The 15516-nt window shown below is 50.4% G+C and carries 12 protein-coding genes; 3 read left to right on the forward strand and 9 right to left on the reverse strand.

Annotation, left to right across the window (positions count from 1 at the left end):
* Positions 1 to 84: 84 nt before the first annotated feature.
* From murB to ACO6V1_RS02475, 8 genes are all read right to left on the reverse strand, one after another.
* The gene (gene murB, locus ACO6V1_RS02440) at positions 85 to 1137 is read right to left on the reverse strand and encodes a UDP-N-acetylmuramate dehydrogenase (protein ID WP_422465649.1); all 1053 of its coding nucleotides are present in this window, start codon (positions 1135 to 1137) and stop codon (positions 85 to 87) included.
* Between the two features lie 41 nt (positions 1138 to 1178).
* On the reverse strand, positions 1179 to 1649 hold the full coding sequence (locus ACO6V1_RS02445; protein ID WP_422448811.1) for a low molecular weight protein-tyrosine-phosphatase: 471 nt from the start codon (positions 1647 to 1649) through the stop codon (positions 1179 to 1181).
* Between the two features lie 5 nt (positions 1650 to 1654).
* Positions 1655 to 2527, reverse strand: a complete 873-nt coding sequence (gene kdsB, locus ACO6V1_RS02450; protein ID WP_422465651.1) for a 3-deoxy-manno-octulosonate cytidylyltransferase — start codon at positions 2525 to 2527, stop codon at positions 1655 to 1657.
* The gene (locus tag ACO6V1_RS02455) at positions 2527 to 2718 is read right to left on the reverse strand and encodes a Trm112 family protein (RefSeq protein WP_066015636.1); all 192 of its coding nucleotides are present in this window, start codon (positions 2716 to 2718) and stop codon (positions 2527 to 2529) included. The genes kdsB and ACO6V1_RS02455 overlap by 1 nt, the downstream gene beginning before the upstream one ends.
* Before the next feature lie 16 nt (positions 2719 to 2734).
* Positions 2735 to 3793, reverse strand: coding sequence for a tetraacyldisaccharide 4'-kinase (lpxK, locus tag ACO6V1_RS02460; RefSeq protein WP_422465652.1), 1059 nt, complete (start codon positions 3791 to 3793; stop codon positions 2735 to 2737).
* The gene (locus ACO6V1_RS02465; RefSeq protein WP_422448817.1) at positions 3790 to 4218 is read right to left on the reverse strand and encodes an ExbD/TolR family protein; all 429 of its coding nucleotides are present in this window, start codon (positions 4216 to 4218) and stop codon (positions 3790 to 3792) included. Before ACO6V1_RS02465 ends, lpxK begins: the two co-directional genes overlap by 4 nt.
* Positions 4215 to 4862 carry a MotA/TolQ/ExbB proton channel family protein gene (locus tag ACO6V1_RS02470; RefSeq protein ID WP_422448819.1) on the reverse strand — a complete coding sequence of 216 codons (648 nt, stop codon included), beginning with the start codon at positions 4860 to 4862 and terminating at the stop codon, positions 4215 to 4217. The genes ACO6V1_RS02465 and ACO6V1_RS02470 overlap by 4 nt, the downstream gene beginning before the upstream one ends.
* Before the next feature lie 134 nt (positions 4863 to 4996).
* Entirely contained in the window at positions 4997 to 7291 is a 2295-nt protein-coding gene (locus ACO6V1_RS02475) for a DNA internalization-related competence protein ComEC/Rec2 (RefSeq protein WP_422465654.1), read from the reverse strand.
* A 317-nt stretch (positions 7292 to 7608) separates the two neighbouring features.
* On the opposite strand from ACO6V1_RS02475, the gene ACO6V1_RS02480 reads away from it, so the two are divergent.
* From ACO6V1_RS02480 to ACO6V1_RS02490, 3 genes are all read left to right on the forward strand, one after another.
* The gene (locus tag ACO6V1_RS02480; RefSeq protein WP_209276541.1) at positions 7609 to 8142 is read left to right on the forward strand and encodes a DUF2062 domain-containing protein; all 534 of its coding nucleotides are present in this window, start codon (positions 7609 to 7611) and stop codon (positions 8140 to 8142) included.
* Between the two features lie 34 nt (positions 8143 to 8176).
* A complete protein-coding gene (locus ACO6V1_RS02485; RefSeq protein WP_422448823.1) occupies positions 8177 to 8482 on the forward strand; it encodes a hypothetical protein in 306 nt (101 codons plus the stop codon).
* Positions 8483 to 8827: 345 nt separating this feature from the next.
* Entirely contained in the window at positions 8828 to 10435 is a 1608-nt protein-coding gene (locus ACO6V1_RS02490) for a hypothetical protein (RefSeq protein ID WP_422448825.1), read from the forward strand.
* 21 nt (positions 10436 to 10456) lie between these two features.
* On the opposite strand, the gene ACO6V1_RS02495 is transcribed toward ACO6V1_RS02490, so the two are convergent.
* Positions 10457 to 15304: an NAD-glutamate dehydrogenase gene (locus ACO6V1_RS02495; protein ID WP_422465656.1), complete on the reverse strand. Its 4848-nt coding sequence runs from the start codon at positions 15302 to 15304 to the stop codon at positions 10457 to 10459.
* Between the last annotated feature and the right edge of the window lie 212 nt (positions 15305 to 15516).

Consider the following 15516-nt stretch of genomic DNA (forward strand, 5'->3'; position numbering starts at 1 on the left):
TCAGGAGTCCCGGACAACTCATGGGACTTCTGACTGATTACAGCCAGTAAACACCTCCCGGAACCGGAATTTGCATCCTCAGATTCACAGGGTTGCTTTATCATCTTCCATATAAAGGCGCGGCTCTCTTTCCAGCTGAACACCAAACTTTTCATTTACTTTCTGCTGAACCTGCCTGGAGAAAGACAGCACATCCCGACCAGTGGCTCCACCGTGATTTACCAGAACAAGAGCCTGTTTCTGGTAAGTCCCCACACAACCCTCTCGCTCTCCTTTCAGCCCGGCCTGATCAATCAGCCAACCAGCGGCCAGTTTCCAGTTCTGCCCAAGGGGATAAGCGACGATATTCGGATATTCCTGCTTCAGGCGATCCATCTCTGACTTTGATACCTCCGGGTTTTTGAAAAAGCTGCCAGCATTACCCACCTCAGATGGGTCCGGCAACTTTTCCCGGCGAATATCACAAACAGCCCGACTGATATCCAATGCGGAAGGAGCCTGATCGCCCAGACGTCTGGCAAGCAGATCACCTAACTGGCCATAGCCCAGGTTGGGTTTTAATGTTGCATCAAGATCCAGGGTCACAGCGACAATAATGTACTGATCACGCTTTTCCCTTTTGAATACCGAATCGCGATAACCAAAGCGGCAACTTTGCCGGTCAAAATACTCAACCTGCCCGGATTCCAGGTTCATCGCCTCCAGCGACACGAAAGAATCCGTTAACTCAACACCATAGGCACCAATATTCTGGATAGGTGCAGCGCCAACGTTACCCGGTATCAAGGAGAGGTTTTCCAGTCCATAGGCCTGATTATCCAGAGACCATAAAACAAACTCATGCCAGTTCTCTCCCGCCTCGGCCCTGACCCGAACACAATCCTGATCACGACTCAACACCGTTTTTCCCTTGAGATTAACGTGCACAACCAGGGCATCAAGAAAATCACCAAGCACCACATTACTGCCACCGCCCAGGGGAATAACGGGCAACTGCTTTTGCCTGGCAAAAGCCAGTGCCGACTGCAATTCAGCAACCGTATTTGCCTCAGCGTAGTATCTGGCAGTAGACGGCAACCCCAGGGTATTTCTCTCCACCAGGGAATAGTTGTCGAAAATCTTAACCGGGAAGTTCATTAATAGTTGATTCAATAGAAATTGGAGACAAAACGGAGATACTATTTATGGGTTTTCTGCAAATGATCCAGCAACGCAACCCCACCCAGCTCAACCAGATTAAGTACCCGCTCAAACCCTTCGTTACCACCGTAGTAAGGGTCCGGAACTTCAGAGACTGGCAGGTCAGCAAAATCAAGAAAAAGCTTCAATTTACAGGCATGTTCCTGCGGGCAGATCTTTTGCAGGTTCTTCAGGTTCTCTCTGTCCATAGCCAGAATATAATCCTGCTCAACAAAATCAGCAGAGGTAACCTTGCGGGAGCGAATAAATGAAAGGTCATAACCGTGATCCGCAGCCTGCTGCATGGAACGGCTGTCTGGTAACCCGCCATCATGCCAGCCACTGGTGCCCGCTGAATCAACTCTGATACAGTCTGACAACCCTGCTTCCGCCACTTGATGGGCAAACACACCATGGGCAGTGGGTGACCGACAGATATTTCCCAGGCAGACGAACAGTACTTTTGTCATTCTGTTTATGCTCTGACCATGGTTTCATTGGGCTCAGAACTGTCCAGTTCCTGCTCTCTTTCAAGCAATGCACGAACTGCCTGCAGATCCTGTTCCGTATCGACACCATGGGGCGGCGTTGCCACCGCTTCAGCCACATGAATACGATAGCCATGCCACATCAGTCGAAGCTGCTCAAGAGACTCCATACTCTCAATCGGGCTGACACCCCAGGTCACATAATGATTCAGGAGTCCAACCCGATAGGCATAGATCCCAATGTGACGCTGAAAGCAGGCATCTGCCGACACTCTCTTTTCCTCCGTGGCAAAATCGTCCCGCGCCCAGGGAATGGGCGCACGGCTGAAATAAAGCGCATACCCCCGGACATCAGCAACCACTTTGACAATACCGGGATCGAAAATCTGCTCCACCCGGGTCAACGGGCTGGATAACGTAGCAGCCCCTGCCTCAGACGACAGCTGCAGATTTCTGGCCACCTGATTGATCACAGAGGGGGGGATAAGAGGTTCATCACCCTGCACATTGACAATGATTTCATCATCCTTCAGACCATAGATTCTGGCCACTTCCTGCAACCGGTCAGTGCCAGAAGGATGCCCCGGCAGCGTCATGCATACCTCTGCGCCAAAACCGTCAGCCACCTTCAGGATACGCTCATCATCCGTAGCAATGATGACCTTCCGGGCGGCACTGACCAGTGCCCGCTCATAAACATGCTGCACCATAGGCTTGCCCGCAATATCAGCCAGAGGCTTGCCCGGCAAACGACTGGAAGCAAATCGGGCAGGTATTACAACGGTGAAGTCAGAGCCTTCAGCTGTATGAGAGCCTTCAGTGGAGGGAAAGCCCTCAACCGATAAAAAGCCTTGTGCCATCAGGACGCCTCATCCAAACGTTCATCAACGGTCAATGTGCGCGCCTCACCTTCGAGCATGACAGGAATACCGTCACGAACCGGATAAGCAAGACCGCAGGGTCTGCAAACCAGTTCCTGACGCTCTTTATTTGGCCGCACTTCCCCTTTACACAGTGGGCAGGCCAGAATTTCAAACAGCGTTTTATCCATCATTGTTCCTCTGCCATCAGCCAGCAAATACCGGCTTACGAGCTTCAATCATTGCTACCAGCTGCTCAATACATGAGTCCGATACACGGGTCGTCACCGGCAGATACCAGTGTCGGTGATCGGCAAAACCACTGCATTTAACGGCATCCTTAGCCGTCATAATTACCGGAAGATCGTCGTTAAAACAGATATCTTCCGGTGCAAATACGTGGTGATCCGGATAAGGATGCCCAATAACATCGTATCCCAAAGCGCGCAGTGTATTAAAAAAACGCTCCGGATTACCAATTCCTGCAACACCATGAACCCTGGTTTTATCGGGAATTGGTTGCGAAATCCCCGTCATGCTGACCAGCGCCGAAGGTTCAAGGGAAAAACAATACAGTTTTTCCCGCTCCAGCGTGGTCAGCCCAAGCGAACTTTCTACTTCCTCAGCCTTCGCTGACAGAGAAGCATGGTTGGTGTTGACCAGAATCATATCCACCTGGCTCATTCTTTCCGGTGGTTCCCGAAGCGGGCCTGCGGGCAGACACAGCTGGTTGCCAAGCAACCGGTCACCATCCAGAACCAATACTTCAATATGCCGTTGCAGATTATAGTGCTGCAATCCATCATCTGCGATGATCAGATTGCAGTCTGTCTGATCACAGAGATAGCGGGCCGCCTTTACACGATCAACGTCAACAATCAAAGGGACATGCAGCTGTCGGGCGAGCATCACCGGCTCATCCCCTGCCTTTGCCGGGTCTGAATCCGGCCGCACCGACAGAGGCATACCTCCGGTTTTCGCACCAAATCCACGACTGATAATCCCAGGCCGGTAGCCCCTTCGCTGAAACTCCCGTACAAGGGCGGCAACCAAAGGGGTTTTACCGGTTCCCCCTACCGAAATATTACCCACCACAATGACCGGCACAGGCGAAGACCATCGCGCTGCCTGCAGTAAACGTTGCTTTCTTCTCGCAGCCAGAAAGGAAAATAACCAGCTAAGTGGCTTGAGACAGCGGGTCCAGCCACCGGCAGGAGCATACCAGGAGTCTGTGACCGACTGGCTGAAACGGGGCCAGAGCTTCACTGATCAGACTCGGTATCTTTTCGGGTGGTCATGCTCAGGTTGGTAAAACCCAGCTGCCCGGCAGCATCCATTGCCGTAACAACCGCCTGATAAGGCGTATTGGCGTCAGCGGTAATAATCAGGGGTATCTTGCTGTCTCCCTGGCTTACTTTACCCAGTGCCCGCTTGAGTGTATCCAGCTGACCATTGACCAGTCCCTGACCATCAACGGCAAAATCTCCGGACTTGCTGATGATGATCTCAATCTGCTTTGGCTGCTGCTGCAACACCTCGCCGGAGGATTCCGGCAAGTCAATGACCAGATGCGTCTCCTTGGTGAAGGTGGTTGAGACCATAAAGAAAATCAGCAGCAGGAATACCACATCAATCAGGGGCGTCAGGTTGATCGACACCTCTTCCTGATTTATCTGTCGTCGGAAGTTCATTTTTTCCTGGCCTCACTGCCCGGAGCGGATGAAGAGCCCTTGCGATCACCCTGCAGCACTTCCACCAGCTTGATGGCATCCTGCTCCATGGCAACCACCAGCTCATCAATGCGCCGGGTAAAATAGCGATGGAAAATCAGGGCCGGGATAGCTACGGTAAGACCGGCTGCTGTGGTAATGAGAGCCTTGGAAATCCCGCCAGCAAGAACACCGGCATTACCGGTGCCTTCAACCATCAGCACAGTAAAGACATCAATCATACCGATCACGGTTCCCAGCAAACCCAGCAGCGGAGTAATCGCGGCAATGGTCCCCAGGGTATTGAGATAACGTTCAAGGTCATGGATCACCTTGCCCGCCTGCTCTTCAATACTTTCCTTCATGATTTCCCGGCCGCTGCGGGCATTGGTCAGACCAGCGGCCAGAATCTCTCCCAGGGGCGACCCGGCTTTCAGCTGGTCAAGCTTGCGATTGTCCAATCCATTACTTTTGATCCACCTCCATACTTGAGACAGGGTATTTTTCGGTGCAATGCGTGAGGGTCTCAACGTCCAGAGCCGCTCGAAGATGATTGCCATGGCAATGACTGAAGACAACAGGATAGGCACCATCAGCCAACCACCGGATTTCACCAGTTCGAACACAATAATCTTCCCTTATAATGACAAATTCATGATATCTGGCCCGGTTAATGTCAGGCATATCAGTTCCCGGCCAGTATGACTGTATCACAGAGATTAGCGCCATTTAAGCAGTAACTGATCGCTTTGGCAGAGCGTCAGCGCCACCAATAGCGGGTGTGTGTTTTGCGGTAGGCTGAAACGGTCATATCACCGCTACCGAGCGTAAAGGAAAGTGAGCCGTCCGCAGCGGTATTAAAAATTTTCGCCCCCGAGCTTTGCGCACGGGCTAATGTTTCAGCGGCCGGATGACCGAAGCGATTGGCAAAGCCGGAGGAAAAAATAACCGCCCCGGGCTGAACCGCAGAGAGAAAGTCAGAACTACTGGAAAACCGGCTACCATGGTGAGCGGCCACCAGCACACTGGATTCGAGCTCAGCGCCCTGCTCAATTAACCGTTTCTCAACCCGTCCACTAATGTCTCCGGGCAGTAAAAGACTGTCTGACCCTGCTGTCACTTTCAGGACACAGGATGCATCATTGCTGCGCCGATATTCACCACCGGCCAGCACCTGAAAATAAACCCCATCCCACTCCCAATGATCTCCGGATTGGCATTTCACCCACTCTTGCTCAAAACCGGGCAGCCTGGTACCACTGATAACCGGTACATTCGGGTATCTGGACAACAGTGATGGCAAACCACCTGAATGATCCTGATCACCATGAGAAATGATAATGCGATCAATTTGGGTCACGCCGGATTTGGACAGCGCCGGAAGAATCACGCTTTCTGCCGCTGACAATTTTTCCGAGAACCGGTCACCAGTGTCGTATACCAGAAGGTGCTGACGTGTTCTGATAAACACAGACAACCCTTGCCCTACATCCAAAACAGTGACCTCAGCCTGACCTGCCAGTACCTCAGGTGTTTTCGGGAACAACGAAGGCATCAGCATCACCGGGGCAAGCCAGCGCAAACGCAGAGTTGCTGGAGCGATCAGCAACAACATACCGGCCACAGCGAACAACAGGTTAAGCCAGGTCAGGGCCTGCTGTGGTGGAATAAGCACCATCAAACCGGACACCCACTGCAGCCCCCATTGAAACCCTGTCACCAGATAATCCAGCCCGGCCATAATGAAACCGGCAGCTTCAGGCAACACAAACTGCACAATGGCGCTGAACAGCAGCAAGGGAACGACGGCAATGCCAATTAATGGAATGGCCAGAAGATTCACCAGGGGAGACAGTGGTGATACCGGCTGACCATTAAACAGCAGCAAAGGCATCAACATTGCAAACACCAGCCATTGCGGCTTAAACAGGGTTACCGGCCAGCCAGCCCTCTCTTTTCGGCCAACCATACCGAACAGCAGTGCGCCTGCGGCAATAAACGAGTACCAGAATCCATTGCTGGTTATGGCCAGGGGGTCAATGGCAAGCACTGCCGCCAAAGCCAACAACCAAAGTGTTGCGGGAGAGGCTCTGATACCCAGCAAGGGTGCCAGTAATGCAGCAAATGTCATAACCAGGGCCCGTTGCACCGGCACACTAAAACCGGCCAACAGGGCATAAAACAACGCAAACAGCATACCTGTCAGCGCCTTGACCACGGGTAAGGGTACGCTCCGAAGTGGAATCCCCCCCAAGCGCCCAACAATGGTGGCAAGGGAAAAGCCCAACCAGGCCATAAGACCGATATGCAGGCCGGAAATCACCATCAAATGAGTGGTTCCCGTCTCATTCAACATCTGCCATTGCTGAGTGTTGATTGCGGTTTTATCACCCAGCAGCAGTGCCGAGAAGATTCCTCTGTTGTTATCCGATACCGTGGAGTACAACCACTCTCTTAAAAGCGCCCTTACCTGATGAAGGCGATATATCCCGGTAACACTATTGTCGAGCAGTGATCCGGACTTCACATACCCCGTGGCCTGTATCCCCTGACGCAGCGCCCAGGCTTCATAATCGAACGCACCCGGGCTTGAAAAACCATGGGGCTGTCGCAACCTGACCGTTAACTGCCAGGTCTCTCCAGCCTGCAAATCCGGCGGTTCATACCAGCTGAGCCTGACCTTTTTGGCGTACAGACCAACCCCTGCATGACTGACTGCGAAATCAAAGCGCGCTGCCATGCCGTCTATCACCGGCAGACTGGCAATCTTTCCTTCGATTTTGATATCCCGCCCATGTATATAGCCATCAAGGCGAGTGACAACGTAATGCGATGCATACCATGAGCTGACAAGAATACCCGCCAGCAGAGGCAGCAGCCACCAGCGGACCCGGGAAGCTCCGGCTGTCGATAATCCCCACAGAAACAGAATGAACAGCGGCAGGCTGATCGACAGCAGTACTGACATGCCAAATGTCAATGAAACAAAACCACTGGCAAGTACGAAGATAAGTAATCCCCTTGCCGGTTTTATGGTCGTGTGCGTGTTATCCACGTAGTCTTGCCTACCATTTCAGTGCATAATCCAAGGCTTTACCTCATTCAAGGCACTGTTCTGCCCTGCCTTGAATGACCGCAATTGTGCTGTGGCATAATCAACCATTCTTTATTTGAAAAGTGGCATGCTATGGCCGATGAAAATCAGCAAGCATAGATGAATTTCAGTCTGGAAAAGCCAATCCCGAATCGATTGAAGGCAACTGGCAAGACTTCCATACTGGAAAACTGGCAACCTCTGCAAACCATGAACTAAAGTCATAGCTCAGAGCATAATGAGTTGATGTCATGATAGCGGTAAGATAGTGAAAGGATATGGCGAAAAAACTGATTAAAAGGTATTTGCCGGAACCAAAAACCATCAAGGAACATCGCCACCTGCGGTTTCTGGGTTCTGCATTATATGATGCAAACCTGTGGCAACTGAATCGCCGCTCCGCTGCTGCCGCATTTTTTGTCGGCATATTTGTTGCGTTTATTCCCATGCCTTTCCAAATGATTCTGGCGGCATGTCTGGCCATTGTTTTCCGATGCAATCTGCCTCTTTCTGTGGCACTGGTCTGGATAACCAACCCATTGACCATGCCTGCCATATTCTATTTTACATACAAAATTGGCTGTTTTATCCTTCAGACACCGGTAAGTGAAGCTTCCTTTGAACTCACCGTACAAGGTCTGGGTGCCGGACTTGCCCGTGTGTGGAAGCCTCTTTATCTGGGATCGCTGGTATCAGGCGTTGTGCTCGGCTTTATCAGTTACCTGCTGATTCGGGCGGCCTGGCGCTGGAATGTTGTCATCCACTGGCGCCAGAGAAACAAACGTCGCTCCCGACCCGGTCCTTTCAACTAACCGCTATTCAAAAGTCTCTAGAGATAACAGCCCCATGCAAAGAAGTTTTCAAAAACGCCAGCCAAAACTGGAAGGTCGTGGTCTGCTTGAAGCTATCAGCACCGATGGCCCTCACAGCGACTGGCTGGGGATGCCGGATTACTATATCCATACCCTGACGGTTGCTGGTGAGGATTACAAATACCTGGCGGCCGACAAGCAACTGGATGTCAATGTTGGTGATACGGTGGTCTTCAGATATCAGGAAGTCGGCAAGACTGAAAACAAGGAAAAGCGCATTGATAAGCGCTCCCTTGGTCTCTACATTGACCCAAGCCAATACCTTCAGGAAACGCCCTGAAGCCTGCCTGCCGGGCCGTCTGACCGGGTAAACCCTGTGTCCGGACGGCTGGTAACTGCCAGCAAAATCACTCTGAATTGGAATATCACCTCTGGTGCATCAAGCCGCTGCTTTCCAGACTAAAAACCACTTTTGAATGGTTGACTGAAACCAATTTCAGCAACATGCGGAACTATATGACTCAAAAAGCAGACTAAGTGTTTATTGACGATGTTTTATGAGTACCTGACAGCAGCAAATCCCTGACAATATACAATTTCGAAATATCAATTTTAAAAAATAAAATTCATAACATTTAAATCAATCTGTGGTTGACCAGATCTCCGGTAAAAGTGACCATTAACCATGTTATTTAATAGAAAACACACAGGCAGCCATAAGCAAAAGCATACAGGCCCTCGTTATATTAAGTTGATTGTCGGGCTCGCCATTGCCATTGCCGTTTTAGCCACAAAAATGGCCTACTGTGACATTGAGCATCCGCAAAACAATAGCCTGAGATATTCTGTCGCCAAGCGTGCAGTCCCCATATTAACCGAGACGCTGTTTTCAATTGAGAGGCTTCATGAACAATCACCGATGCTGTCATGGGTGTTTAAAAGCAGTCTGCTACAGGCATTTCAGGCAGCATCTCGAATCAACAATTTGTATATCATCTCTTACCGGGATATCAAGGCACTTAACGATTATGCCAAAACCACTAAACACGGTTATTACGAGTTATCCTTCAAAGGCAAAAGAATTTATTTCATCGCTAATGCAGATATCGCCAATCAGATCATCGCTCTTGAAGGACAAGAGCACAACGTTCATACCCACAGAAGACTGTTGAGTGCACAAAACTGGTTTCTGCTGGAAAACAATCCTGTAGCTGCAAGGGATATGCATCACCATAGCTATGGAAGCAAGCAGGCAGCACTCTTTCAGCAGGCGTTTGAAAGGCTGCAACAGCTGCCCGATACTTCTGTGTTATTAACAAACCAGCAAACCTCGGACTTCGTATATGGCGAGAAAGCTGCCGATCTGATCAGCAATCTGCTAACCCAGATATATTTTCAAATACTGTTTTCCAATGTCTCTCCACAATACCCCGTTAACAGAAACATTCAGCAGCAGGTTAATCAACATTATTACCCGATAAAGCGGCTTTACGACCAGCTTGAAGTGCATACCGGAAAATACGATTTAAAAGCCAATCATTTCATTCATGGCAACAGCTCATTTGTAAAAGATCACCCGTACACCAATATTCAAACATTAGAACAGTTTTACAAAGTGCTCTGTTATTTATATGACGAGCCCCTGATGCCGAGCATTCACTCTGGCAACCACCAGTCCACCAGAGAAACTGTGGCAACAAGAACAGTCGAGCTATTAAGAAAAAATAATGCAGCCGTGCTACCCGTATTTGCCCCCTCCCTGACTCTGGACCTTGAAGAGGTGTCACCAGAGGAAGCCATCAACATTATTTTCAATTTATTATCCTGGATTGATAATTCATTGAACATCAGCAATACAGCGACAAATTTTGTTATTCACATCGCTGAACATCATCAAAACCAGCACCTTATTGATATGCATCAGCTATTTGCTGATGAAGTCCACAACCTGCGCGCCCTGGCAACGCTGTTTCCCAGAAAAGTGAACCGCCCCTTCCGGGTAACAACCAGATCAGAAACAGAAAGCCACCAGATACATTTTCAACCGGATGATATGATACTGATAACCAACGCCATCAAAGGGCACGCCTTTGGCTATGAGCCCAGAAAATGCCCATCAAAGCCCTACAGTGTTTATATTCTTCCTGAGTTTCTCCAGTATTTTTTTGCGAATTATCACGCCCGATATGCTGCCCGCTCAAAACTGATTCCAAACAGTACAAGCTGGTTCTGGAATAAACTGGATGTTGCTCCATTAGTTCTGGAACCAGCGTTTAATGTAACTGAGCAGTAATTTATCAGGCTGTCTCAGTTACTATCCATGCAAACTAACCTGAGCCAGATCCATTAACTCACGATTGGCAACGGCAAACATGGCCAGGTCGGCCTGTGGCGCACTGCGTATTTCGGCCAGCATGCTCTGCCAGCGGGCTACCAGGGCATGGTTATCCATAATCCATTTATCGATGGTTTGCTCAATGGGTACGCCATCCTGCGCCATGGTGATGAGCCCTTCGGATAATTTACGCTGTTGCCAGCTCAACTCGTCCCTGGCGCTGTCCCGTGCCAGAGACTGCCAGTGATTAGTCACTTCCAGTTGCGACAGGGCATTACCATACCAGTTCAGCTCCAGGCGAGAACCTATGGTAAAGAAAGTCCTGATGGCCACCTCCAGGGGAACCCCGGTTTCGTCGGCTACCCTGATCACGGGCAACACACTCAACAGATAACGCTGCCCGGCAACCACCAGAGCCAGCGCCTGTGGAACGCCTTGTGCAACCATACTGTCAACGGCCTTGTCCAACTCTGCCTTTTCTTCTTCACCGAGGGATTCGGTAAAACAGGAGAGGAATTTCTCCACCCTGGGCCCATAATGTTCAACACACTCGGCCGGTATCAGGTCCTGACGCTTCAGGCGGATAAACCAGCGGGTAGTCCGCCTCGCCAGCTTGATCAATGCGCCCATCATCCGGTACTGCAATGCACTGGAAACCTTATGATCCAATTGCTCAATCATCATCCAGTAACGGGAAACATTAAACACATCACGACTGGCACTGAAGGCACGGGCGATCTCGGCCGATGACGCACCCGTGGTCATTTGCAGCCGATAAACAAAGGTAATCCCCATCATATCAATCAGATGATTGGCAATCTGGGTAGAGATAATCTCCTTGCGCAGACGATGTTTTCTGATCTCCTCCGGAAAGCGGTCCACCAGAATCCGGGGAAAGGCACTGTATAATTCCCGGGTAAGATATCGATCATCAATCACTGTCGAGTTCAGTAACGCTTCTTTCAGGTCAGCTTTACTGTATGAAATCAACAGGGACAATTCCGGCCGGGTTAACCCCTGCCCATTAGCGGCCCGTTCGGCCATCGCTTCATTATCTGGCAAAAACTCAATGGTTCTGTCCAGCTTACCCTGCTCCTCAAGGTGCTGCATAAAACGACGATACTCGCCCATTCTTGAGGCAACGTCCGATTCAACCACAGAAATCGCCTGGGTCTGACGGTAGTTATTGGTCAATACCAGGGCGGCCACTTCATCGGTCATGCTTTCCAGCAGCTGGTTTCGCTGTTTAATGGTCATATCGCCATTGGCGACCATATCATTCAGCAGAATCTTGATATTGACCTCGTGATCAGAACAGTCAACGCCACCGGAATTATCGATAAAGTCGGTATTCAAGCCACCGCCCTGCAGCGCATATTCCATACGCCCCAGTTGACTCAGCCCAAGATTCCCCCCTTCCCCGACCACACTGGCCTGAACTTCACAACCATTAATTCTCAGTGGATCATTGGCCTTATCCCCCACGTCGCTGTGGGTTTCGTTCATTGACTTGATGTAGGTACCGATACCGCCATTCCATAACAGATCAACCGGGGCCCGTAACATACAGCGAATCAACTCATTGGGTGGCAGATGACTGGCGGTAATACCAAAGCGTTCCTTCATTTCAGGACTGATGGCGATTGACTTTGCCTGGCGGGAAAAAACGCCCCCGCCCTTAGAAATAAGACTGGTGTCGTAGTCTGCCCAGCTGGAACGAGGCAAATCAAACAGACGACGGCGCTCGGCAAAACTCTGATAAACATCCGGATTGGGATCAACAAAAATATGCAGATGATTGAATGCACCAATTAAAGCAATGGTTTCGGAGCACAACATACCATTGCCAAAAACATCTCCGCCCATATCGCCAATACCAATGGTAGAGATCACATCCTGCTGGACATGTATCCCTTTTTCCCGGAAGTGTCTCTGCACCGAAACCCAGGCACCTCTGGCGGTAATCCCCATCTTCTTGTGGTCATAACCCACACTGCCCCCGGAAGCAAAGGCATCCCCCAGCCAGAAGTTGTAATCCTGTGCAATGCCGTTGGCGATATCGGAAAACGTTGCCGTGCCTTTATCCGCGGCCACCACCAGATAACTGTCACTGTCGTCATACATCACCACGCCATCCGGATGAACCACGTCACCTTCCACCAGGTTATCGGTGATATCCAACAGTCCTCTGATAAAGGTTTTATAACAGCGAATCCCCTCTGCCATTATCGCTTCCCGGCTGCCATCAACCGGTAACTGTTTGGGCACAAAACCGCCTTTGGCACCAACGGGGACAATAAGCGCATTTTTCACCTGCTGGGCCTTGACCAGTCCAAGAATTTCCGTTCTGAAATCTTCCACCCGGTCAGACCAGCGCAAACCGCCTCGGGCCACTTTGCCCCCTCTCAGGTGAACACCTTCGACAATGGGCGAGTAGACAAAAATTTCATACAGTGGCACCGGTTTGGGAATGTCCGGTATCTCCCTTGCCGCCATTTTCAGGGAGATATACCACTTGGCACTGCCTTCGTCATCCTGCTGATAAAAGTTGGTTCGCTGTGTTGCCTTGATCACATCCTGATAACACCGGATAAGCTTGTCTTCACTCAACACTTCCACCTGATCAAGCCCATGGAGAATTTGCTGCTGAATATGCTGCTGGCGAGCAAGCCGCTGGGTTATGGACAGCTTCAGCATGGGGTTGAAGCGAACCTCAAACAACGCCACCAACAACCGGGCAATCTCAATGTTATTGCACAACGTTTCGGCAATATAAGTCTGACTGAAACCGACACGAATCTGCTTCATATAACGGGCATAAGCCCGCAGCATGGCAACCTGCCGCCAACTCAGGCCAGCAGATAATACCAGCCGGTTGAACCGGTCATTTTCCGCCTCCCCGAACCAGATTTTTTCAAACGCTTCCCGGAAGGTAGGACCCACTTTTTGCAGATCAATGGTAATTCGTGAATCGAAACTTAATTGAAAGTCATGAATCCAGATGGTCTCACCGGAAGCGGTGTTAATCAGATAGGGATACTCACCGAGCACTCTCAGCCCCAGGTTTTCAATAATTGGAATCTGGTCAGCTAACGGCAGGGGCTCGATAAAATGGTACAGTTTCAGGTGAACCAGCCCGGCGGCATCGTCCAGTGACTGGTAAAATCCCATGGCCAGCGGCCGGTCATTGTCCATTTTTTCGAAATGGCGAATATCCGTCACCGCAGACTGAGGCTTGAACGCTTCCTGATAGGCGGCACTGAACCCATCGGAGAACCTTGCCAGCAGTTTATTCCCTCGCACCTCCCCAAAGGTTTCCAGCACCTCTGTCCTGAGGTCATCATTCCAGGATGATCCCGCAAGCATAATCTCCCGGGTAATCACATCCAGATTGTAATCAATCCGCCCTTTCAACTTGAACACAAAATGAACCCTGGCCAGGATCGACTCGGAAAAATAGGTGGTAAACTCGCTGTCTTCTGCCTCCAGCCGGTGACAGAGAATGTTTTCCACCCGCCGACGGAAGCGGGTACTGTAGATATCCCTTGGCACATAGACCAGCGCTGAACAGAATGGCCCGTAGGGATCCTGGCGGATAAAGACTTTTATCTGTTTCCGCTCCTGCATTCGCAGGATTGACATGGCGGTCTGAAAAAGTTCGTCCTGACTGGTCTGAAACAGTTCATCCCTGGGGAAAATCTCCAGTATCTGCACCAGGTCTTTGCCATGATGGCTTTTGGGGTCCAGACCAGAGCGTTGCAGGATTGCCGACACCTTATTACGGATATAGGGAATGGCGTAGGGCGTCTTGCGATACACCGGAGAGGTGTAGAGACCAACAATACGCGCCTCACCCACAATGCGCCCCTGCTCATCAAAGCGTCGCACAGTAATAAAGTCAGGATAGGCTGGCCGGTGAACACTGGAACGGACAGAAGCTTTGGAGAACGAGAGCCGTTCGGTCAGCTCAAACAGATCATGTTCAATAAAGGGTTCCAGTGACAGCTGACCGGGCTGACCTTCATTGACAGGTTTCAACAACCCAAACAGTGACTCCGACGGTCTTCTCAGACGACGACTGCCTTCATGTTCTGTGACAATCAGTTCTTCGTAACCCAGGAAGGTGAAATTATCATCCAGCAGCCATTCCAGAAAGGCCTGAACCTCATCGTCTTTTTTCAGCAAGCCTCCCGGCATAGCCCCCGGCTCTCCGGCCATAGCCGCCAGCCTTTTCACCCGTCCGGTCATTTCACCGAAGTCATCGACAACACGACTGACATCTCTCAGCACCGCATTTAATTGGCTTTCCAGCTGGTCCAGTTGACTCTGGTCTTCACAACGGTCGATTTCGAGATAAACAAAGGCCTCCTGGCAAACAAATTCACCCTCACCCCGTTCATCCCCAAACTGCAGGGTCATGTCTGCGGCACGCCGGGAATAGAAGACGCCATTGCGCAATAAATGAATGGTCGAGCCATAATCGTTCAGCTTCATCCTGAGCGAGTCCACCACAAAAGGCATATCCCGATGGAGGATTCGGATGACGGTATGGGTTGAGTGCCAGCCGTGCATGTTATATTCCGGATTGATCACCTCAATGCGCGGCTGGCCCGGATTATGGTATTGAATAAACTTCCAGAATGAATGAGTAGCGCCCAGCAGTTCCTGCCAGTTGCCGGATACCAGATCCTCATGGGTATCCAGTGAGTAATACCGGTAGACAAACTCATGAAAGCTATCCAGCTGCTCTACCGGAATATGGGCAGCCAGATCACTGATCAGTTTATCCAGAGTTTCTTCACGCTCCTGACTATTTAACTGCCCCATCCCTGGCCTCTCCATTTTGAATAGATATCTGTTTTAAAATCCATGTACTAGACCATCGGCCCTGGCAAACCTATATTGAAGGGCACTGTCGAAAATAAGGTCTTTAGTTAGTTAACCGTAAAGCATTCGACAAGACAAAGGGGTGGGGCTTATCAATAGCGCAAATGACTTGTAGAATTTCCAGACTGAAAAGTGGTGCCATGCACTCTTTT

The organism is Endozoicomonas sp. ALC013 (genome assembly GCF_049310205.1).
Classification (GTDB): domain Bacteria; phylum Pseudomonadota; class Gammaproteobacteria; order Pseudomonadales; family Endozoicomonadaceae; genus Endozoicomonas.